The sequence below is a fragment of the Streptomyces sp. NBC_00400 genome (genome assembly GCF_036048035.1).
Classification (GTDB): Bacteria; Actinomycetota; Actinomycetes; order Streptomycetales; family Streptomycetaceae; genus Streptomyces.
The window spans coordinates 4,616,787-4,638,135 of sequence record NZ_CP107940.1 but is presented as its reverse complement, the minus strand read 5'-3'; the positions used below and the strand labels follow the sequence as shown (position 1 = coordinate 4,638,135).

The window sequence follows — 21,349 nt, the reverse complement described above, 5'->3', positions numbered from 1 at the left end:
TCCCTGACTGCGCTTGTTCAAACGACTTCGACGATCTGTACGGACGGGAGTCTAGGCCCTGCCCCGGCCGCGGTGAGCAGCCGGATCGTCGCGGACGGTGGGGTTGCCCCTACTTCGCCCTGCCTGGGCGGCCGGCAGCGTAGACGGCGCGGACAGTTGTCCCAGAAGGTGTCTCACGGAGCGGACGGACGCGGGGGGATCCGGGCGGATCCGGGGGGATCCGGGGGGATCCGGGCGGGGCGGAACGTCGTGGGTCTCGTTCTGTCACCGGGGCGGCCCGGCGTGGGGGTGGGCGGGGCCGGAGTGAGCGGGGCCCGGGTGGGCGGGACCGGGGTGGGCGGGGCCGGAGTGAACAGGGCCTGAGTGAGCGGGGCCCGGCTGGGCAGGACCGGGGTGGGCGGGACCGGAGTGGCCGCCGTCCGCGGCGGCCGGTGTGTTCCGGCCCGTAGGCTGCCGGCCCGGTCCGTGCAAGACGGCCCGGTTCATCGCCTCGGCCGCGATCCGCGCCGCCGCCTGCAGCGTCCGTTCGCCGAGCAGCTCCGTGCGGATCGCACCGCCCGCCGCGAGATGGCGGTCGTAGGGAAGCGGGAGCACCGTCGCGCCGCCGACGCCCAGATGCTCGGTGGCCTTGCGCAGGTCCAGCCCGGAATCGGGGGACACATGGCTGAGCACCACCACCGTCGTCGGCAGGATGCCGGGGTGGAGCCCTCCGGCCCAGTCCAGTACCGAGCGGGTGGCCGCCACTCCCTCCGGGGTCGCCGGGGACACCAGCACCCGCGCCTGCGTCGTCACCAGCGCGGTACGCGCCACCTCGGCGGGCAGCGTCTCGCAGTCCACGACGGTGGTCGCGAAGTACCGGCGCAGGGAGGTCATCACCACCCGGTAGGTGTCGATGTCCAGCCTCGTCCCGATGGCGCCCTGGCTGCCCGGCAGCAGCCAGCCGCCACCGGGGAACGGGATCAGATAGCCGGTCAGGTCCGTGATCAGCATCGACGGATCCACGATCTGCGCCAGGTCGGTGCCCGACCAGCGCACTTCCCGCGCGCCCAGCCGGTGCGGCAGCGTGCCGAGCGCGGGATCGGCCTCGATCGCCAGCACCGGATCGGCGCGGTAGTGCGCATAGGTGAGGGCCAGCAGGGCGGCCACGGTGGACTTGCCCGCACCGCCCCGGATGCTCGTCACGGAGATCTGCCGGCCGGTGGCCACCGGCTGCTGGATGGCATACGCGGTCTGGGTGACAGCAGTGGTCTCCGCGGCGGGCGACGAGGCGATCGCCCGCCGCACGGCCCGCCCCGCACGCTGCGCGACGGACTCTCCGTGCCGCGGCTTGGACCGCACGGCGTCCAGCTCGGGCGGCAGCAGCGGTACCGAAACGGGCGTGGGCTGGGACCTGCGTACAGGCGTGGGCTGAGGCCTGTGTACGGGCGTGGGCGTGTGAACCGGGGCGGACGGGGGCGGCGCGGTGGAGGCGGCCGCCGGGTTGGAGGGAACCGCCGGGTTGGAAGGGGCCGCCGCGGTGGACGGGGGCGGCGTGGCGGGCAGGGGCGGGGTGGTGGACGGGGGCGGCGTGGTGTGGGGGGCCATGGCGCCGTGGGAGGCCGGCGCGTCGTAGGTACCCGGCGCGCCGTACGTGCCCGGCGCGGGTGCCGGTTCCGCCACGGGCTGCGGCGGCGGAGCGGCAGCCGGCAGCGGTCCGGCGGAGGACATGGCAGGCGGCATGACGGGGGGCATGGCAGGAGGCACGGCAGGAGGCATGACCGGGGGCATGGCAGGAGGCACGGCGGAAGGCATGGCGCCGGGCGCGGCCGCACCGGCGTCCGGCGCGTTCGGCTCCGCCCGCCCCGTCAGCGGCGTGTCCCATACGGTGGGAGCGCCAGTGCCGCTCTTCTCAAGGCTGAGCGCACCAGGGCCGCCCCCCGTGCCCTCCGCGGCGCCCGTTCCCACGGGCATCCGCGGCGTCATCGCTGCCCCGCCAGAGCCGACCGGCAGATCGTGCTGCCGGTCTTGCCCAGGCCCACCCGGTTGCCCAGGCCCACCCGGTTGCCCAGGTCCACCCGCTGGTACAGGTCCACCCGGCCCGCTCGATTCCGTTGTTCCCTCTGCTGACATGGTCCCGCGGCCGCCTTTCCGGTTCCGTCAGAACGTGTGCAGCAGCCGGCTGAAGACCCCGAACGCCCCGAGGGCCACCGGGATCAGCGCCACCACACTGACCGACTCGACGAGGTTCATCAGCCGGCGCAGCCGGACCTGAACGTGTTCCGGCACCCGCACCGCGAGCACCACCAGCGGCAGCACCGCCGGCACCCACAGCGCGGCGAGCGCGCCCGGTGCCCCGGCGCCGTCCGCAGCCCCTTGCCACACCAGGCTCACCCCCACCGCCGTACCGGCGGCCAACAGGGCGACGACCTCGACCACCAGGGGATAGGCACGCGCACGCGAAAGCGTCACCAGACACAGCAGGGCCGCGGCCGCCACCGACCAGCCGTCCTCCGAACCAGCCGCAAGCACTCCCGCCGCTCCCGCGGAGACCGCCATGGCGACGGTGGCCGGCGCGAGACCACGGTGGGTCGCACCGAGGGCGGTCGCCACCTGATGCCGGCTCACCGGCGCGCCACCGGAACGCCGGTCATCGAGCCGGGTCAACCCGGCCGCCGTCAACGCCAGTCGGGGCAGGTACCCCAGCACGAGCACCGAGACCACACCGAGTACGACTCCCGTACGCGCCACGCCGGTCAGCGCCAGTGCGGCCTCCCACGCTCCCACCGCGAGCGCGACCGCCGCCGCGCCGATGAGTCCGCCGCGCCCCAGCTCCGTACGGAGGCCGAGCAGCGCGAGCGCGGCCGCAACGGTCAGTCCGACGGCGGCCAGCCGCACCGCGCCGGCCGGGGCGGCCTGCCAGGCGGCGAGCGTGCCGAGCGCTCCGCCCCACACCAGCAGTGCGGTGCCCAGCGGACGCCGTCCGAGCCGTCCGGCAACAGCTCCGCCGGCCGCGGCGAGCACAGCGACGACCCCGCTCCCGAACGCGGCCGGGCCCGGCCCGTACCACCTCGCCGCCGCGACCCCGGCGACCAGCGCCAACAGCACGCTCACCGCACCGGCCGTCCACGTCCGGCTCCGCTCGTCCCAGCACCGGCCGCGCACCGCCGGACCGCCGGTGGCCTCACCAGCGGCTTCATCAGCGGCGCTATCGGTGGCGTGCTGCATCACCGGCGCCATCGATGCCACCGGTGCCGCCACCGCCGCCCCGTGCTCCCCTACGAACCGCACCACCGAGCCGTCGGGCACTTGCGCCGAAGCGTGCGAATCGTCCTGCGAAAGCGCCGACCCGTCCGCCGTCACCAACCGCCGCGCCATCGCACGCTCCCCCTCCCGTTTCCGTACCGCGACACGATACGGCCCCCCTCCGACACGCTGTCCAGCACGGTCGGCAGCGGCGGCTGGGGAAAACCCCACCCCCACCACCCCAGCCACCCCATGGCACGGGGACCGGCGACCGGGCAGGCTGGGCGCATGACGGAGAGTCCCCGGCCCAGAGCTGCCGACGTTGGCGATACCGACCCTGACGATGTGTCACTACCGCCGCCCGCAAGGCCACTCAGCGGCGCGACCTGGCGGGAGGTCGCCTACCTGCTGTCCAACTTCCCGCTGGGTCTCGTCGGGTTCGTGGTGCTGGTGGTGTGGCTGACCCTCGGGATCGGGCTGGCCGTCACCGTGATCGGCTTGCCGCTGCTGGCCGGGGGCCTGGTGGCCTGCCGCAAGTACGGGAAGCTGGAGCGGGCGCGGGCGCGGGCGCTGCTCGGGGTGCGGGTGCCGGAGCCGAGTCCGCTGCGGACCCGGGAGCGGGGATTCCTGCCCCGGCTGTGGACGTGCCTGAAGGACCCGGTCGCCTGGCGGCATGCGCTGTTCGCGTTCATCCGGCTGCCCTGGGCCCTGTTCACCTTCGCCATCGCCCTGGTCTCGCTCGTGGTGGCCTGGCCGGCGCTCCCGTGGCTGGCGCGCTGGCTGACCACCGTGGACCGGGCCATGGTGCGCGGTCTGCTCTCGCCCTCCGACGAACTGGAGCGGCGGATCGCCGAGCTGGAGACGGACCGGGTGACGGTCACCGACACCGCTGCCGCGGATCTGCGGCGCATCGAACGGGATCTGCACGACGGCGCACAGGCCCGGCTGGTGGCGCTCGCCATGGGGCTCGGCCTGGCGAAGGAGAAGCTGCTGGAGGGCCGGGCCGACGACACCGTGGCGGCGATGGTGGACGAGGCGCACGGCGAGGTGAAGCTGGCGCTGCAGGAGCTGCGGGACCTGGCCCGGGGCATCCATCCGGCGATCCTCACCGACCGCGGGCTGGGGCCCGCCCTGGCCTCGCTGGCCGGGCGCTGCACGGTCCCCGCCACCACGGTCGTGGACCTGGACGAGCGGCCCGCGCCCGCCATCGAGGGCATCGTCTATTTCACGGTCTCGGAGCTGCTGCAGAACGTCTCCAAGCACAGTGCGGCGCGCACGGCGTCCGTCGAGGTGTGGCGGGCCGAGGGGGGCGGGCCGGCCGGGCCCGCGGGCAAGGGCGGTGGCGGGCGCCGGGCGGGCGACCGGCTGCTGATCCAGGTGACGGACGACGGGAAGGGCGGGGCGCGGCTGGACGGCGGCAGCGGGATGGCCGGGCTCGCCGAGCGGCTGGGGTCGGTGGACGGGCTGTTCGTGCTGGATTCGCCGGTGGGCGGGCCCACACGGGTGACGGCGGAGCTGCCGTGGCGGGCGCGGACGGCGCCGAGGGCGGCGTCGAAGGCGTCGAAGGCGGGGGCGCAGGGGCGCTGACCGGGCCGGAGGAGCGCCGACGGCGGCGAAGAGGCGCTGACCGCCGGCCCGCGGAGGGTGGCGGCGGCCTCAGGTCCGGGGCTGGGGAAAACCCCCGGCGAAGACTGCGAAAGACCTCATGGTGCGCGGAGCGCCGGCCGCGGACCCTTGTCATGGCGGAAAGAGCCGCGCGGCCCGCAGTTCGGGCGGCGGGTCGGTCCGACCGGGCATAGGGCCGCATCCGGCAGAACGGACGACGCGACATGGAAACCGCATACGCACCGCAGCCCCAGGACTCCCGGGTGCCCGAGGGGCTGCGCGCCCCGTTCTCCGGGCGCGCCTGGCGGGAGTTCCTGTACCTCTTCCTCAGCCTCCCCCTGTCCATCGTGATGTTCACCTACGCGATGGTGGTGATCACCACCGGCGCCGGTCTGCTGATCACGTTCCTCGGCATCCCGCTGCTGGCCGGCGGCCTGGCCGGCGCCCGTGCGCTGGGCGGCCTGGAGCGGGTGCGGGCCCGCGCGCTGCTGGGGCTGGACGTCGCCGACCCCGAGCCCGTCCGGCCGTCCAAGCCGAGCCTGATGGGGTGGGTCGGGGCCGTACTGAAGAGCGGGGCGTCCTGGCGGCACCTTCTCTACTCGCTGCTGCACTTCCCGTGGGCGCTCTTCTCCTTCATCTTCTCGGTGACCTTCTGGACCCTCGGCTGGGGGCTGCTGGCCTACCCGCTGTGGCGGTGGACGTTCCCCGCCTACCTCGGCCAGTCGGGCCTCCAGTTGTGGGGCGACGGCAACGGCAATGGCGCCTGGCTCGACACTCCGGCCGAGATCGCGGTCACCAGCGGGGCAGGACTGCTGCTGGTGCTGGCCGGACCGTGGGTGATCCACGGGCTGACGCAGGTGGACCGGGTCATGGTCCACGGCCTGCTGGGGCCCTCCGCCCTCGCCACCCGGGCCTGGCAGCTGGAGTCGGACCGCGGGGTCATGGTGGACACCGCGGCGGCGGATCTGCGGCGCATCGAGCGTGATCTGCACGACGGGGCGCAGGCCCGACTGGCCTCGCTCGCCCTGGACCTGGGCCTGGCCAAGGAGAAGCTGGCCGAGGATCCGGAGGCCGCCGCGAAGATGGTGGACGAGGCGCACGGCGAGGTGAAGATCGCCCTCCAGGAGCTGCGGGACCTGGCCCGCGGGATCCACCCGGCGATCCTCACCGACCGGGGGCTCGGCCCGGCCCTGTCGGCGTTGTCCGCGCGGTGCACGGTTCCGGTGACGGTGACCGTGGACCTGGACCGGCGGCCGGCCGCGGCGATCGAGGGCATCGCGTACTTCACCGCCTCCGAGCTGCTGCGGAACGTCTCCCGGCACTCCGGGGCCGCCGGCGCGACGCTGGACGTCTGGCACACCGCGGACCGGATCATGGTGCTGGTCGCGGACAACGGCCACGGTGGCGCGCACACCGGGCCGGGCACGGGCCTGGCCGCCCTCACCGAGCGGCTGGCGGCCGTCGACGGCCTGCTGCTGGTGGACTCCCCGGCCGGCGGCCCGACCTGCATCACCGCAGAGCTCCCGTGGCGCGGGTGACGGCGGAGCTGCCGTAGCCGGCCCGGCCCGTACCGCCCCCTCTCCCCCTTCATCCGCCCCCGATCCCCCCTCATCCGCCGCGCCGCCGTCCGAATGCTGGAATGCTGGAGGCCGACGGGGCGGGACGCGAGAAATGGGGGAATCTGAGCCGTGGAGGACAAGGTGCGGGTGGTCATCGCCGAGGACTCGGTGCTGCTCCGCGAGGGCCTGACCCGGCTGCTCACCGACCGGGGGCACGAGGTCGTGGCAGGCGTGGGGGACGCCGAGGCGCTGATCAAGACGATCGGGGAGCTGGCGGACGAGGGGGCGCTGCCGGACGTGGTCGTGGCGGACGTACGGATGCCGCCCACGCACACCGACGAGGGGGTCCGGGCCGCCATCCGGCTGCGCCGGGACCACCCCGGCCTCGGGGTGCTGGTGCTCTCGCAGTACGTCGAGGAGCAGTACGCGACGGAGCTGCTGGCCGGGTCGAGCCGGGGCGTCGGCTATCTGCTCAAGGACCGGGTGGCCGAGGTGCGGGAGTTCGTCGACGCGGTGGTCCGGGTCGCCGGGGGCGGGACCGCCCTGGACCCGGAGGTGGTGGCGCAGCTGCTGGGCCGCAGCCGGAAGCAGGACGTGCTGGCCCATCTGACACCCCGGGAACGGGAGGTCCTGGGCTTGATGGCCGAGGGCCGGACGAATTCCGCGGTCGCCCGGCAGCTGGTGGTCAGCGACGGCGCGGTCGAGAAGCACGTCAGCAATATCTTCCAGAAACTGGGGCTGTCGCCGAGTGACGGGGATCACCGCAGGGTGCTTGCGGTACTCACCTACCTCGATTCCTAACCGTCTGACAATCTGTCAGAGGGGCGTTCCGGGGCGTTTCCGCCGCGGTCCGGGGCTTTGGTCGTAGAACCAATGGAGGAGTCCGGAGCGTCATGAAGAGGGGGCCACGGGGGTGGTGATTTCATGACAAAACACACCAGATCGGTGTCTCATGTTGACGTCCAACATGCGAGCGCCCCAGGGAAGGCCACCCTTACCCACGTACGATGGTTATGGGACAACCGGTCAGTACGACACGTCCCGAGCCCTGCCTCCGGCGGGGACGCCGCACCCCTCGAGGGAGGTCCGAAGCAGTGACCAGCCAGGTCAGTAGCACAGCCGAGCAGACCGACGCCGCGCTTGTCGGGGAAGAGCGCGCTTCCGGTGACGGCGGCGCAGGCAAGGAAGTCCGGCGCCTGGACCGGGTGATCATCCGGTTTGCCGGTGACTCCGGTGACGGTATGCAGCTCACCGGCGACCGGTTCACGTCCGAGACCGCATCGTTCGGAAACGACCTGTCGACGCTGCCGAATTTCCCCGCCGAGATCCGCGCCCCTGCCGGAACCCTGCCGGGTGTCTCCAGCTTCCAGCTGCACTTCGCCGACCATGACATCCTCACGCCCGGTGACGCGCCGAATGTGCTGGTGGCGATGAACCCCGCGGCGCTGAAGGCGAACCTCGATGATGTGCCGCGGGGCGCGGACATCATCGTCAACACCGATGAGTTCACCAAGCGCCCGATGGCGAAGGTGGGATACGCGACCAGCCCGCTGGAGGACGGGTCGCTGGAGGCCTACAACGTCCACCCGGTGCCGCTGACCACGCTGACGATCGAGGCGCTCAAGGAGTTCGGGCTCTCCCGCAAGGAGGCCGAGCGCAGCAAGAACATGTTCGCGCTGGGTCTGCTGTCGTGGATGTACCACCGGCCGACCGAGAGCACCGAGAAGTTCCTGCGGGCGAAGTTCGCGAAGAAGCCGGAGATCGCGGAGGCGAATGTCGCGGCGTTCCGGGCGGGCTGGAACTTCGGTGAGACGACGGAGGACTTCGCCGTCTCCTACGAGGTCGCGCCGGCGACCACGGCCTTCCCGACCGGCACCTACCGCAACATCTCCGGGAACCTCGCGCTGTCCTACGGGCTGATCGCGGCCGGCCGGCAGGCGGACCTTCCGCTGTATCTGGGCTCGTACCCGATCACCCCGGCCTCCGACATCCTGCACGAGCTGTCCAAGCACAAGAACTTCGGTGTGCGCACCTTCCAGGCGGAGGACGAGATCGCCGGGATCGGCGCGGCGCTGGGCGCCGCGTTCGGTGGTGCGCTGGCGGTGACGACCACGTCGGGTCCCGGTGTGGCGCTGAAGTCCGAGACGATCGGTCTGGCGGTCAGTCTGGAACTGCCGCTGCTGATCGTGGACATCCAGCGCGGCGGACCGTCGACGGGTCTGCCGACGAAGACCGAGCAGGCCGACCTGCTGCAGGCGATGTACGGGCGCAACGGCGAGGCGCCGGTGCCGATCGTGGCGCCGAAGACGCCCGCGGACTGCTTCGACGCCGCCCTGGAAGCGGCCCGGATCGCACTGGCCTACCGCACCCCGGTCTTCCTCCTCTCCGACGGCTACCTGGCCAACGGTTCGGAGCCGTGGCGGATCCCCGACGTCGACGAACTGCCGGATCTGCGGGTCCAGTTCGCCTCGGGCCCCAACCACCAGCAGGCGGACGGCACCGAGGTGTTCTGGCCGTACAAGCGGGACGAGCAGACGCTGGCCCGGCCCTGGGCGGTGCCGGGCACGCCGGGCCTGGAGCACCGTATCGGCGGCATCGAGAAGCAGGACGGCACGGGCAACATCTCCTACGACCCGGCCAACCACGACTTCATGGTGCGCACCCGCCAGGCGAAGGTCGACGGCGTCGACGTCCCCGACATCGAGGTCGACGACCCCACCGACGACGGCGGCCGGGGCGCCGGGACCCTCGTACTGGGCTGGGGGTCGACCTACGGGCCGATCACCGCGGCGGTACGGCGCGTGCGGCGGGCCGGCGAGCGCATCGCGCAGGCCCATCTGCGCCACCTCAACCCCTTCCCGGGGAATCTCGGCGAGGTCCTGGCGCGTTACGACAAGGTGATCGTGCCGGAGATGAACCTCGGGCAGCTCGCCACTCTGCTGCGCGCCAAGTACCTCGTCGACGCGCGGTCGCACACCCAGGTCAGCGGAATGCCGTTCAAGGCCGAGCAGCTTGCGGAGGTCTTTAAGGAGGCCATCAATGACTGAGACGATCGCGGAGGGGTCCTCGCAGATCGAGGCCCTTTCCCTGGTGCCCAAGGCCGATGCCAAGCAGTCCATGAAGGACTTCAAGTCCGATCAGGAAGTGCGCTGGTGCCCCGGCTGCGGTGACTACGCCGTCCTTGCCGCCGTGCAGGGCTTCATGCCCGAGCTCGGCCTGGCCAAGGAGAACATCGTCTTCGTCTCCGGCATCGGCTGCTCCTCCCGCTTCCCGTACTACATGAACACCTACGGGATGCACTCCATCCACGGCCGCGCCCCCGCCATCGCCACCGGCCTGGCCTCCTCCCGGCGCGACCTGTCCGTGTGGGTCGTCACCGGCGACGGCGATGCGCTCTCCATCGGCGGCAACCACCTCATCCACGCCCTGCGGCGCAACGTCAACCTCAAGATCCTGCTGTTCAACAACCGGATCTACGGTCTGACCAAGGGGCAGTACAGCCCCACCTCCGAGGTCGGCAAGATCACCAAGTCGACGCCGATGGGGTCGCTGGACGCACCCTTCAACCCGGTCTCGCTGGCGCTCGGCGCCGAGGCGTCCTTCGTCGCCCGCACCGTCGACTCCGACCGCAAGCACCTCACCTCGGTGCTGCGCGAGGCCGCCGCCCACCCCGGCACGGCGCTGGTGGAGATCTACCAGAACTGCAACATCTTCAACGACGGTGCCTTCGAAGTCCTCAAGGACAAGGAGCAGGCCGAGGAGGCCGTCATCCGCCTGGAGCACGGGCAGCCGATCCGCTTCGGCGCCCTGGCCCCCGACGGCTTCGGCTCCAAGGGCGTGATCCGCGACCCGGACACCGGCGACCTCAGGGTCATCGACGTACGGGAGGAGGGCACGGGCGGCGTGCTGGTGCACGATGCGCACAACCCCTCGCCCACCACGGCGTTCGCCCTCTCCCGGCTCGCCGACCCCGACACGCTCCACCACACCCCCATCGGGGTCCTGCGCAACGTCAACCGGCCGGTCTACGACACCCTGATGTCCGACCAGCTCGACGACGCCATCGAGCAGAAGGGCAAGGGCGACCTGGCCACTCTGCTGGCCGGCAACGACACCTGGACGGTCGTCGGCTGACGGCCGGCCTGGCGGGCTGCTTGCGGGTGCCCGTACGGGAACGTCTGACGGCGTCCCGTACGGGCACCCGTTGTGCGTTCCACGGCCGGTCCCTTTGCGTGCCACGTTGGCGCGTCATGTTGGCGCGACACAGGCAGCCGTTTCCGTTCCCCGGGCCCGGCACTCGTGGACCGCCGGCCTGTCATGACCGTATGGCAAGACAGGTATGACAGCCGGGCAGGGCGGCGCTACTTTCGCAGAGGTGGTGAAGCACCCTGCGGAGGTCCCCTTGCAGCCTCAAAACGATCAGCGTGTCGGACTTGCCTACGGTTTCGGCGCCTACACCATGTGGGGCCTGCTGCCGCTCTACTGGCATCTGCTGGACGCCGCCTCGCCGTTCGAGATCCTGGCCCATCGCATGGTGTGGTCGCTGCCCGTCGCCGTCGTCATCCTGGCCGTGCTGCGCCGCTGGTCCTGGATCGGCCCGCTGCTGCGGCAGCCCAGGAGGCTCGGGCTGGTCCTGGTCTGCGCCCTGGTCATCTCGGCGAACTGGTTCCTCTACATCTGGTCGGTCAACGCCGGGCATGTCCTGGAGGCCTCGCTCGGCTATTTCATCAACCCGCTGGTCAGCATCGCCTTCGGCGTACTGGTGCTGCGCGAGCGGCTGCGGCCGCTGCAGTGGACGGCGGTGGGGGTCGGCCTCCTCGCCGTCGTCGTGATGACCCTCGCGTACGGCAAGGTGCCCTGGATCGCGCTCGGGCTGGCCTTCTCGTTCGCGACATACGGGCTGGTCAAGAAGGGCATCAAGCTCGACGGGATCGAGGGCTTCAGCGCCGAGACCGCCCTCCAGCTGCTGCCCGCGCTGGGGGTCCTGGTCTTCCTCGCCCTGCACGGCGAGTCCCGCTTCACCACCGGCGGGGTGGGCCAGGCACTGCTGCTCGCGGGCTGCGGTATCGCGACGGCGGTACCGCTGATCTGCTTCGGCGCCTCGGCCGTGCGGCTGCCGCTGACGACGATCGGGATGATGCAGTATCTGGCGCCGACCTTTCAGTTCGTGCTGGGGCTCATGGTTTTCCACGAGCGGATGCCGCCGGAGCGCTGGGCCGGGTTCGCTCTGGTGTGGGCGGCCCTGACGGTACTGACCTGGGATGCGCTGCGGACCGCACGGCGGGCGCGGACGGCACTGGCCGATGCCGCGGCCCGTGCGGGCGCGGCGGCCGGGGCCGGGACTGCGGCCGGGGCCGGGGCGGTGCAGACGGCAGAAGCGGACCTGGCCGCGGAAGCAGCGGCGGCACGGCCCGCCGGAGCGCCGCCCGCGACGCCGCGGTCCGACGGCCTCACCCGGTGATGTCCCGGGTCGTGAAGCACGCCCAGGCGGCCGAGCCGAACACCAGGGCGTACAGCGCCTGCAGGCCGAGGTTCTTCTGCAACTGGTCCCAGTAGACGGGGTCGCGGAGCAGATCCGCGAACGACAGCCAGTAGTGCGGGAAGAGATAGGGCTGGATGGCGTGCAACTGCGGGAGGGTGTCCAGGATCTGCACGGTGATCAGCAGGCCGACCGTGGTCGCCATGGCGGCGATACCGCTGGTGGTGAGTGCCGAGATGAACAGGCCGATGGCGGCCACGCCGATGAGGGACAGCGCCACCGCGACCGCGATGGCCAGCGCCCGCAGCAGCCCCTCGCCGAAGGACACGGACGTCCCCGAGAGCAGGGTGACCTCGCCCAGAGGGAAGAGCAGGGCACCGGTCGCCAGGGCGGAGAGCGCCACGACCAGGGTGCCCACCAGGCAGAACGTCAGGATCGTGGCGTATTTGACCAGCAGCAGGCGGGTGCGGCCCGCGGGCGCCACCAGGAGATAGCGCAGCGTCCCGCCGTGGGCCTCACCGGCGAGGGAGTCGCCCGCTATCACCCCGATGGACATCGGCAGGAAGAACGGCAGCGTCACCGCGAGCGAGGTGAAGACCAGGAACAGGCCGTTGTGGGTGACCTGTGAGAGGAACGCCGGGCCGCCACCGCCACCGCCCGGTCCGCCGTCGTCACCCGTCTCGATCCTGACGGCGATACCGACCAGGACCGGTACGCCTGCGAGCACCGCCAGCAGCGCGAGGGTGCGCCAGCGCCGGAAGGTCGTGGCGATCTCGCTGCGCAGCAGACCCAGCGACCACAGCGGTCGGGGCGTGCGCACCGCCGTCTCAGCCTGCGACATCGAAGCCCTCCCCGGTCAGCTGAACGAAGACATCCTCCAGCGACGCCCGCTCCCTGCCGAAGCCACGGACCCGTACACCGGCGAGCACCAGCGCGGCGTTGAGATCCGCCAGGTCCGGCGGCGCCCCGCCGTCCGGTGTGCCCCCGGTCGCGGGCGGGGCCGGGAGTTCGCCGGTCACCCGGTCGCCGGTGACCTCCAGACCGGTCAGACCGTGCTCCTTCAGGACCCGGACCGCGTCGGCCGGGTCGGGGGTGGTCACCGTCAGCCGGCCGTGTCCGGGACCGTGCGCGTCGAGAACCGTGGCGGAGAGGTCGGCGACCGTGCCCTGGGTGATCAGCCGGCCGCGGGCCATCACCGCGGCGTGGGTGCAGACCTGCTCGATCTCGTCGAGGAGGTGGGAGGAGAGGAAGACGGTGGTGCCGTCCGCCGCGAGTTCGCGGATCAGCGCGCGGATCTCCCGCATGCCCTGGGGGTCCAGGCCGTTGGTCGGTTCGTCGAGGACCAGCAGCTCACGGGGCTGAAGCAGGGCCGCGGCCAGGCCGAGGCGCTGCTTCATGCCGAGGGAGTAGGCACGCGCCTTCTTGCCGGCCGCGGCGGCCAGGCCCACCCGCTCCAGTGCGTGCCCGACCCGCTCGGCACGGGTACGGGGATCGGCGAGCGGGTCGGCGGCGTCGAACCGGCGGAGATTGTCCCGCCCGCTGAGGAAGCCGTAGTGCGCCGGGCCCTCGATGAGCGCGCCGACCCTGGGGAGCACCCGGCGGACCGCGGCGGGCATCGGCTGCCCCAGCACCCGCGCGCTGCCGGCGTTCGCTTCGATCAGGCCCATCAGCATGCGGATGGTGGTGGTCTTGCCGGAGCCGTTGGGCCCGAGGAAGCCGAAGACGCTGCCCCGCGGTACGGCCAGATCAAGACCGTCGACGGCGAGCCGGCCGCCACGGTAGGCCTTGGTCAGCCCGCGCGTCTCGATCGCCGGCTCCCCGTCGGTCCGGCGGGCGGTGCCGCCGTCGGCCGGGAGGCCGCTGTCGGCCGCGCGGGCGCCGTCGGGTGGCCGGGCGCCATCGGGTGGCCGGGCGCCGTCGGGCGCCGAGGCGGTGGGCTGTGGCATCGGCTCCCCCCAACGACGTACGGATGTGGTCCACCAGCCGCGCCGCGCCACCCGCCGAGGGGTGACACGGCGCTTCCGCACTTCCGCGCTTCAGCACTTCCGCGCTCTGGCTTCCGCGCCCTGTACTTACTTGGGCGCTTCTGCGCTTCCGCGCGCCGGCCCGTTACTTGGCGGCGTTGGCCGCGTCGATCAGGGCCTGCTTGTCGACGGCGCCGGCGTAGACCGTGCCGTGGTCCGTGACCAGGGCGTTGACCAGGCGGGTGCTGAAGACCCGGCCGGAGCCGAAGGAGCCGTGCACCTTCTCGCCGATGCTGTCCAGGAACTTGGCGGCGTCACCGCCGGCGCCCTTCTCCTTGCCGGAGGGCAGGCCGGGGCCGGCGCCCTTGATCGTGGCGATGGACGTCCAGCCCTTGCCGATGACGTTCAGCCCGCCCTTGTCCTTCTTGAAGTCCTTCGCGTCCTGGTGGGACGGGAGGTTCTTGCCGTGCTCGCGCTGCGCCTTCGCCCCTGCCTTGTCGCCGTCGACGACCTTGGCGCCCTTGGGCGGGGTGAACGAGAACGTGCTCGCGGCGGGCTTGGCGAAGTCGACGTTCGTGTAGCCGACGTCGATGGCGGCCGCGCCACCGCTCTTGGGGGTCAGGGTGAACTTCAGCGGCACGCCGTTGGCGGCGTCCACCGCGACCCGGATCGAGCCGACCGTCGAGGCGGCCTGCTTGGGCTTGATCAGCAGCTGGTAGGCGTCCCGCCCGGCAACCGTGGCGGTGCCGTCGACGGTGACCGAGGTCGTGTCGCCGGCCGCCTTCAGGGCCTGCTTCGCGAGGTCCTGCGGGGTGGCACCCTTCAGGCCCTTGGGCAGGCCCTCGGGCGCCCGGTGCTGCTTGCCGTGCCGGCCGGCGTCGGGTGCGGTGCTGTGCACCGCGGTGTTGCTGCCGCTGTCGTAGGCCCAAACCTCGTTGCCGTTGTGGACCAGGCTGTACTCGGCGGCCTTGTCGACGATCGACACCCGCTGCTTCTCGGGGCCGTCGGCCGCGACGCGCAGCGTGTGCGCACCGGACGCCAGCTCCATCAGCTTGTTCTGGGGCGCTGCGGAGGCGCCGTCGCCCCCCTTCCCGCCGGCACCGGCCTGGCCGCCGCCGAAGCCGCCCGCCGCGCCGCCGACGCCCGGCAGGGACGGCAGACCGAGGTCCGTGGAGACCCGGACCGTGCCGGAGAGCTGCTGGACGTCCGACTTGGCGACCTTGGCTATCAGATCCTGTGCGGAGATTTTCGGCAGATCCGGAGAACCGGCGAACGCCGGGACCAGCCCGATCGTGGCCGCCGCCACTCCCGCGACGGCGACCGGTACGCCATACCGCACCGCCTTACGGCGCTTCAGGGAGCGCCCCTCGTCCCATCCGTCGGTGACCTGTGTCGGTTCGTTCCGTGGCATCTGCCCTACCTCCGTCGTATGCGGCGGTTGCTGCGCTGTCCACCCGTCACCCCTGGGGCTCATTGTGACCGTCCGCCGCGCTCTGGTGGTTTCCATCTCACCAAATCGCCTCGCGGATAACGTCACCCGGCGGGAGCAACTCGTCCTACTGCTGAGGTATGACGCATGGTCACCCCAGGTCGGAGTCCGTACCACAGGAGTCGGACCGTTCCCTAGGGGATGCGGGGACCTGCTCTAGGGGATGCGGGGCACAGAAACCGGAGAGGTGCAGGCCACAAGCACCGAAGAGGGGTACGGAGCACCCGCAGCGGAGCGATGCGAAACACAGGCACGGAACCCGGGCACCCGGCCCAGGTCCGCAGGGAGGCCTCAGCCCGCCCGGTGCACCACCGCGTCGCAGAGCCCTTCCAGAGCCGACTTGGCTGTGCAGGACGGCAGCGGCGCCAGCATCGCGCGGGCCTCCTGCGCATAGCGCACGGTGTCGCGGCGGGCCTCTTCGAGCGCCGGGTGGGCGCGCAGGCCGGCCAGCGCCTCGGCATGCCGGGTGTCGTCCGTGAGATCCCCGGACAGCAGCTCGGCGAGGGCGCGGTCCTCGGGCGTACCGGCGTCGCTCTCGGCGCGTGCCCGCAGATGCAGCACGGGCAGCGTCGGGATGCCCTCCCGCAGGTCCGTGCCGGGCGTCTTGCCCGATTCATGCGAATCGCTGGCGATGTCCAGCACATCGTCGGCCAGCTGGAAAGCGGTGCCCAGCCGCTCGCCGTACTGGGTGAGGATGTTGACCGTCGACTCCTCGGCGCCTGACATCATCGCGCCGAACCGGCACGCGACGGCGATCAGCGAGCCGGTCTTGCCGGCGAGGACGTCCAGATAGTGGCTGATGGGGTCGCGCCCGTCGCGCGGCCCCGCGGTCTCCAGGATCTGGCCGGTCACCAGGCGTTCGAACGCCTCGGCCTGGATCCGGACCGCCTCAGGACCGAGGTCGGCGAGGATGTGCGAGGCGCGGGCGAACAGGAAGTCGCCGGTCAGCACCGCGACGGAGTTGCCCCAGCGGGCGTTGGCGCTGGCCACGCCGCGGCGCACCTCGGCCTCGTCCATCACGTCGTCGTGATACAGCGTCGCGAGATGCGTCAGCTCCACGACGACCGCGGAGGGCACCACGCCCGGGCTGTAGGGGTCACCGAATTGGGCGGCCAGCGTCACCAGCAGCGGCCGGAACCGCTTACCGCCCGCGCGCACGAGGTGCTGCGCGGATTCGGTGATGAACGGCACGTCGCTCTTGGTGGCCTCCAGCAGGCCCTCCTCGACAGCCGCCAACCCGGCCTGGACATCGGCCTCAAGAGCCTGGTCCCGCACGCTCAGCCCGAAGGGCCCGACGACGGTCACGAGGGGTACTCCTGTCTGCTGACGATCAAACTGAATGTCGATCTGTCGCTGTCTCCACCATCGGCCAGCGTATCCGGTCGCAGTTCGATCACCGTGAGCGCCCGCCCCCCGAACCGCCCGGGAAGCACAGCGGCCCGGCCGACAGGTTCTGGATCACCTGTTGACGCGAGTGTGACGCGGGAGCATGGGGTCCGGCAACGAGAGGAGTATTTCCGGCCTGCTTCTTGTCCGGCAAGGCCTCCCGCCCGGCGTCGGCCCCGGGCACGGCGGCTCCGCTCGCCACCGCCCACGCCGCAGCCTCCCGCGAAAGCACCACAGCGCAGAGTGACTTCCCTCGCGGGAGAGGAACCGCGGGCCCCACCGGCAGCAGCGGTACCGGCTCACCTCGCCCGTAAGCCCGCTCCCCCGCAGGCCCGCTCCCCCGTAAGCCCGCTCCCCCGTAAGCCCGCTCCCCCGCAGGCCCGCTCCCCCGTAAGCCCGCTCCCCCGCAGGCCCGCTCCCCCGTATGCCCGCTCCCCCGCAGCTCCGCTCCCCCGTGGACCCGCTCACCCGCAGGCCCGCGCCACCGCCCGTGCCAGCCGCGGCGAGGCGAACTCCGTGCCGCACACGAAGCGCATCACCGGCCCGAACGAGGCGGCCGCCGGCAACCCCGTGAAGTACAGCCCCGGTACGGACGAGCCGAATCCGGCGTCCAGCAGCGGCCCGCCGGCCCGCGTCACGATCCCGGTGCGCAGCCCCTGGCCCAGGAAATCCAGTGCCGCCAGGTCCATCCGGTAGCCCGTCGCGGCCAGCACATGGTCGGCGGCGAGCTCCCCGCCCTGCCCGTCGGCCCCGCGCAGCGCCAGCACGGGACGGCCGTCACGGACCGTGGCCCGTACGATCCGCCGCCCCTGCGTCACCTGCACCCGGTCGGCGAAACGGTCCCGCAGCCACCACGCCCCCAGCGGGCCGAGCACCCGTCGCACCAGATACCGCCGGGCGGGCACCGGCAGCCGGCGGAAGCCGCCGGCGTAATACGTCAGGGCATGCAGCGACCAGGCGTTGCCGAACGGCGACGGCGGCCGCAGGCGGGGCTGGCGGTCCGGCGGCGCGCCGAAGCCCACCGCGCCCTGGCGGCGCGCCACCACCCGTACGGACGCCGCGCCCGCCTCGGCGAGCAGCACCGCGCTCTCCAGCGCCGACTGCCCGGCGCCGATCACCACCACCTCACGGCCGGCCAGCGCGGACAGGTCGTGGTGCTGCGAGCTGTGCGAGACCGGACCCGTGGCGGACGGCCCGTCCGGGATCGCGGCGGCCAGCTCCGGCGGCAGCTGCGCCAGCCCGCTCAGGCCGGTGGCCACGACCACCGCCCGCGCGCCGACCTGCTCCCCGCTGTCCAGCTTCAGCTCGAAGCCGCCGTCCCGCCGGTCGACCGAGACCACCCTGACCTGCTCCAGGCCGGGGACCGTGTGCTGCTGCACCCACTGCCCGTACCGGGTGAACACCTCGATGGGGACGATGTCCCAGTCCGAGGCGTAGGGCCCCTCCCCCGTCTTTGCGCAAAAGTCGCCGAGGGTGTGGCCGGGCTGCGGGACATCGATGGTGGAAGCCGCCGGCGTCGACTTGAGCAGCATGCCCGCGGGCATCTGCGTGCGCCAGCTCGCCATCGGCGCCCCGAAGACCCGTACCGGCAGACCGCGCGCCCGTAGGTGCGCGGCCGTCGACACGCCGTACGGGCCGGCCCCGATGACCGCTACCGGAGTGCTCACTTCGGTCCCTCCCCTTGCCTGTGTGGTGCCTCGGTACCCGCCCGGCGCCCCGCCTGCCGCAGCTGCCTCAGATGCCGGGCACCCGGCCCGACGGACCGCGCCAGCATCGTGAAGAACGGCAGCGGGTCGTCGCCCGCGAACCACGCCAGCTCGGTGCCCGAGGCCCGCGCCGGCGCGTGCGGCGGGCGCGGGCCGCTGCGCCGGTACGCGAGCCGGGCGGGCAGATCGACGTTCTCGACGACGAAGCGGCGCCCGGCCCGCTGCGCCCCCTCGGGGACGGTGCGCCCGGTGAGTTCCAGATGCTGGGCGCGGACGACATCCACCCCGGCGGCGTTCTCGAAGAGCCGGAACTGCGCGCCCATCCGCGGATTGAAGTCCAGCAGCTTGTACCGGCCGTCGCGGCGGTCGAACCGCCAGTCCAGATCGGCGATGCCGGTGAACCCGATGCGGTCGACGAACTGCGCCGACAGGGTGGCGAGTTCCGGGTTGTCGACGACATACGCGCAGGCCGTCATACCGGCGTGCGGCGGCCAGGAGCGCACCTTGACCCCGGTGAACAGCGCCAGCGGCGCACGGTCCGCGCCGAAGCAGGCGTGCACGATCCAGTCCTCGGCCTGCTCCCGCGGCAGATACTCCTGCAGGATCACGCCCGGCCGCGGGCCCCAGTCACGGGCCAGATCCAGCAGCTGCTCCGGCCCTCCTATCCGGGTCGTCCCCGCGACGGCGGGCCGTTTGCGCCGGACGAACGCCTCGCGGTTCTTGGCCACCACCGGGAAGCGCGCGCGCCCGGCGTACGCCTCGATGTCCGCGTAGGAACCGGGGAAGACGGCGGCCGGCGAGGGCACCCCATGGGCCGCGCACAGTTCGTGCAGGCCCTGTTTGCTGGCCAGCCGGCGCGGCAGCCGGGGGGCGACCCGGGGAAAGAGGAACGATCCCGCGAGCGCTTCGGCGTGCTCGGCTATCAGCACGGCCGCCTCTTCATCGGTGGGGAGCAGCAGCGTCGGCCGGCCGATCCGCCGGCCGATCCGCAGCAGCCCCGTCACCAGCCGGTCCGGCTCCTCCCGCCCGGTGGTCGGCCAGACGAAACGGCCACGGAGATAGCGGGAGAGAGCCGCCGGGGTGAAGCGGTCCTCCGTCACGGCGTACATGGGCACCCCGAGCCGCCCCAGGCTGCGGATCGCCCCCACACCTCCGTGGTGCAGGGGGTAAGACCCGATCTTCACGATCAGCCCCGGAACACTCCGGTCGACCGCGAGCCGTACGGCACTGCGAGCCACGTGTCCCCCCAACGGCGCGGTCCCTCCCCGGCCCGCGCCAGGAAAGGAAGCTAGGCCCGAATTGCGCGGTGCAGCAAGGCTTTTCCGGACATTACCGATGCTTGGGGGCGCACCACACGGCGCACCCGCCGTCCAAATCCGTACGCCTCCGCGCCCTCGCGCCCCATGACCGCCCCGCGGGTCACCACCCGGCCGTACGCTGATCGTCGGCACCGCCGGCCCGCGGGCCACCAGGCCGCGCCGGCCCGGCCGCCCACCGGCGACGACGAACGCGAGGAGCTGTCCATGCCCGAGCAGAGCCCGTTCGACCTGGCGGAAGGCGATCCCTTCGGCCCGCACAACCTGCCCTACGGCGTGTTCAGCACCGCCGACGCGCCCGGCCAGCGGCGCATCGGCGTCCGCTACGGCGACCGGGTCCTCGATCTGAGCGCACTGCCCAGCGCCCTGCCCGCCGCCATCCACCCGCACGCCGAACTGCTCGCGGCCCCGACCCTCAACCCCCTGCTGGCCGCCGGCCGTCCCGTCTGGCAGCAGATCCGGGCGGCCGTCCGCACCGCCGTCACCGACCCCGCGCACCGCGACGAGGTGGCGCCGCTGTTCCATCCGCTCACCGAGGTCACGCTGCACCTCCCGTTCGAGGTCGCCGACTACGTCGACTTCTACGCCAGCGAGCACCACGCCACCAACGTCGGCCGGATCTTCCGCCCGGACGCCGCGGCGCTGACCCCCAACTGGAAGCATCTGCCGATCGGTTACCACGGCCGGGCGGGCACCGTCGTCGTCAGCGGCACCCCGGTCGTCCGGCCGCACGGCCAGCGCAAGGCCCCCGCGGACGAGGCGCCGGCCTTCGGCCCCTCCCTCCGCCTCGACATCGAGGCCGAGGTCGGCTTCGTCGTCGGCACGCCCTCCACTCTGCACGCGCCCGTCCCGCAGGAAGCCTTCCGCGACCACGTCTTCGGCGTCTGCCTGCTCAACGACTGGTCCGCGCGCGACATCCAGGCCTGGGAGTACGTGCCGCTCGGCCCCTTCCTGGGCAAGTCCTTCGCCACCTCCGTCTCCGCCTGGATCACCCCGCTCGACGCCCTCGACGAGGCCCGCACGCCCCCGCCCGCCCGGGACGTGCCGCTGCTGCCCTACCTCGACGACGCGGACGCGGAGCCGGGCGGCATCGACATCCGCATCGAGGTGCGCATCAACGGCGAGGCGGTCTCCCGGCCGCCGTTCTCCACCATGTACTGGACTGCCGCCCAGCAGCTCGCCCATATGACCGTCAACGGCGCCTCGCTGCGCACCGGCGACCTGTTCGCCTCCGGCACCGTCTCCGGGCCCGACCCCGACCAGCTCGGCTGTCTGCTGGAGCTCACCCAGGGCAAGGGCCCCTACCTCCAGGACGGCGACGAGGTCACCCTGACCGCCTGGGCACCCGGCCCCGAGGGTGCCCGGATCGGCCTGGGCGAGGTCACCGGCCGCATCCTGCCCGCGGTATGACCGAGCCGCCGCTCGCCACAAGGAGGCTGCGTCGAATGCGGGCTCCTGAGGAAACGGCTGCGACCGCCTGAGGCCGGAGGGGCCGGAGGAGACCGGAGGGGCCGGAGGAGACCGTCCGATATGCGGCGAATACCCCGGCCCCTGTCCCGTCCGGTGTGCTGCTACGTCACAGCCCCACACCAAGTCCGTACCGGCGTTGCCGCGGTCCGGGAC

General features: G+C 72.6%; 15 protein-coding genes. 7 read left to right on the top strand and 8 right to left on the bottom strand.

The window, feature by feature from the left end; translation table 11 throughout:
• Positions 1–264: 264 nt before the first annotated feature.
• On the bottom strand, positions 265–1,707 hold the full coding sequence (locus tag OHS81_RS20220) for a hypothetical protein (protein ID WP_328386123.1): 1,443 nt from the start codon (positions 1,705–1,707) through the stop codon (positions 265–267).
• 429 nt (positions 1,708–2,136) lie between these two features.
• Positions 2,137–3,354: a secretion protein snm4 gene (locus tag OHS81_RS20215; protein ID WP_328386122.1), complete on the bottom strand. Its 1,218-nt coding sequence runs from the start codon at positions 3,352–3,354 to the stop codon at positions 2,137–2,139.
• A gap of 156 nt (positions 3,355–3,510) precedes the next feature.
• On the opposite strand from OHS81_RS20215, the gene OHS81_RS20210 reads away from it, so the two are divergent.
• The 6 genes from OHS81_RS20210 to rarD all read left to right on the top strand — a co-directional run bounded on the left by OHS81_RS20210 (position 3,511) and on the right by rarD (position 11,847).
• Complete coding sequence (locus OHS81_RS20210) at positions 3,511–4,809, top strand: sensor histidine kinase (protein WP_328386121.1); 1,299 nt, start codon at positions 3,511–3,513, stop codon at positions 4,807–4,809.
• A gap of 242 nt (positions 4,810–5,051) precedes the next feature.
• The gene (locus OHS81_RS20205; RefSeq protein ID WP_328386120.1) at positions 5,052–6,365 is read left to right on the top strand and encodes a sensor histidine kinase; all 1,314 of its coding nucleotides are present in this window, start codon (positions 5,052–5,054) and stop codon (positions 6,363–6,365) included.
• 162 nt (positions 6,366–6,527) lie between these two features.
• Positions 6,528–7,187 carry a response regulator transcription factor gene (locus tag OHS81_RS20200; RefSeq protein ID WP_328391288.1) on the top strand — a complete coding sequence of 220 codons (660 nt, stop codon included), beginning with the start codon at positions 6,528–6,530 and terminating at the stop codon, positions 7,185–7,187.
• 293 nt (positions 7,188–7,480) lie between these two features.
• Positions 7,481–9,433 carry a 2-oxoacid:acceptor oxidoreductase subunit alpha gene (locus OHS81_RS20195; protein ID WP_328386119.1) on the top strand — a complete coding sequence of 651 codons (1,953 nt, stop codon included), beginning with the start codon at positions 7,481–7,483 and terminating at the stop codon, positions 9,431–9,433.
• Positions 9,426–10,520 (top strand): 2-oxoacid:ferredoxin oxidoreductase subunit beta, encoded by a 1,095-nt coding sequence (locus OHS81_RS20190; RefSeq protein WP_328386118.1) that lies wholly within the window; start codon positions 9,426–9,428, stop codon positions 10,518–10,520. The genes OHS81_RS20195 and OHS81_RS20190 overlap by 8 nt, the downstream gene beginning before the upstream one ends.
• 268 nt (positions 10,521–10,788) lie before the next feature.
• Complete coding sequence (gene rarD, locus OHS81_RS20185; RefSeq protein WP_328386117.1) at positions 10,789–11,847, top strand: EamA family transporter RarD; 1,059 nt, start codon at positions 10,789–10,791, stop codon at positions 11,845–11,847.
• On the opposite strand, the gene OHS81_RS20180 is transcribed toward rarD, so the two are convergent.
• The 6 genes from OHS81_RS20180 to OHS81_RS20155 form a co-directional block, all read right to left on the bottom strand.
• The gene (locus tag OHS81_RS20180; RefSeq protein WP_328386116.1) at positions 11,837–12,706 is read right to left on the bottom strand and encodes an ABC transporter permease; all 870 of its coding nucleotides are present in this window, start codon (positions 12,704–12,706) and stop codon (positions 11,837–11,839) included. The genes rarD and OHS81_RS20180 overlap by 11 nt on opposite strands.
• Positions 12,693–13,811, bottom strand: a complete 1,119-nt coding sequence (locus OHS81_RS20175; RefSeq protein ID WP_328386115.1) for an ABC transporter ATP-binding protein — start codon at positions 13,809–13,811, stop codon at positions 12,693–12,695. Before OHS81_RS20175 ends, OHS81_RS20180 begins: the two co-directional genes overlap by 14 nt.
• A gap of 163 nt (positions 13,812–13,974) precedes the next feature.
• Entirely contained in the window at positions 13,975–15,240 is a 1,266-nt protein-coding gene (locus OHS81_RS20170) for a LolA family protein (RefSeq protein ID WP_328386114.1), read from the bottom strand.
• A gap of 369 nt (positions 15,241–15,609) precedes the next feature.
• On the bottom strand, positions 15,610–16,623 hold the full coding sequence (locus OHS81_RS20165) for a polyprenyl synthetase family protein (RefSeq protein ID WP_328386113.1): 1,014 nt from the start codon (positions 16,621–16,623) through the stop codon (positions 15,610–15,612).
• Between the two features lie 545 nt (positions 16,624–17,168).
• Positions 17,169–18,371, bottom strand: coding sequence for an FAD-dependent oxidoreductase (locus OHS81_RS20160; RefSeq protein ID WP_328386112.1), 1,203 nt, complete (start codon positions 18,369–18,371; stop codon positions 17,169–17,171).
• On the bottom strand, positions 18,368–19,648 hold the full coding sequence (locus OHS81_RS20155) for a carboxylate--amine ligase (RefSeq protein ID WP_328386111.1): 1,281 nt from the start codon (positions 19,646–19,648) through the stop codon (positions 18,368–18,370). The genes OHS81_RS20160 and OHS81_RS20155 overlap by 4 nt, the downstream gene beginning before the upstream one ends.
• Before the next feature lie 285 nt (positions 19,649–19,933).
• On the opposite strand from OHS81_RS20155, the gene fahA reads away from it, so the two are divergent.
• Positions 19,934–21,136 (top strand): fumarylacetoacetase, encoded by a 1,203-nt coding sequence (gene fahA / locus OHS81_RS20150; RefSeq protein WP_328391286.1) that lies wholly within the window; start codon positions 19,934–19,936, stop codon positions 21,134–21,136.
• The last annotated feature ends 213 nt before the right edge of the window (positions 21,137–21,349 follow it).

What these genes read in the sequence shown, in the direction of transcription:
- OHS81_RS20220 (WP_328386123.1), bottom strand. Translation starts at nt 1,707, where the DNA reads ATGTCCTCCGCCGGACCGCTGCCGGCTGCCGCTCCGCCGCCGCAGCCC.
- OHS81_RS20215 (WP_328386122.1), bottom strand. Translation starts at nt 3,354, where the DNA reads ATGGCGCGGCGGTTGGTGACGGCGGACGGGTCGGCGCTTTCGCAGGAC.
- OHS81_RS20210 (WP_328386121.1), top strand. Translation starts at nt 3,511, where the DNA reads ATGACGGAGAGTCCCCGGCCCAGAGCTGCCGACGTTGGCGATACCGAC.
- OHS81_RS20205 (WP_328386120.1), top strand. Translation starts at nt 5,052, where the DNA reads ATGGAAACCGCATACGCACCGCAGCCCCAGGACTCCCGGGTGCCCGAG.
- OHS81_RS20190 (WP_328386118.1), top strand. Translation starts at nt 9,426, where the DNA reads ATGACTGAGACGATCGCGGAGGGGTCCTCGCAGATCGAGGCCCTTTCC.
- OHS81_RS20180 (WP_328386116.1), bottom strand. Translation starts at nt 12,706, where the DNA reads ATGTCGCAGGCTGAGACGGCGGTGCGCACGCCCCGACCGCTGTGGTCG.
- OHS81_RS20175 (WP_328386115.1), bottom strand. Translation starts at nt 13,811, where the DNA reads ATGCCACAGCCCACCGCCTCGGCGCCCGACGGCGCCCGGCCACCCGAT.
- OHS81_RS20170 (WP_328386114.1), bottom strand. Translation starts at nt 15,240, where the DNA reads ATGCCACGGAACGAACCGACACAGGTCACCGACGGATGGGACGAGGGG.
- fahA (WP_328391286.1), top strand. Translation starts at nt 19,934, where the DNA reads ATGCCCGAGCAGAGCCCGTTCGACCTGGCGGAAGGCGATCCCTTCGGC.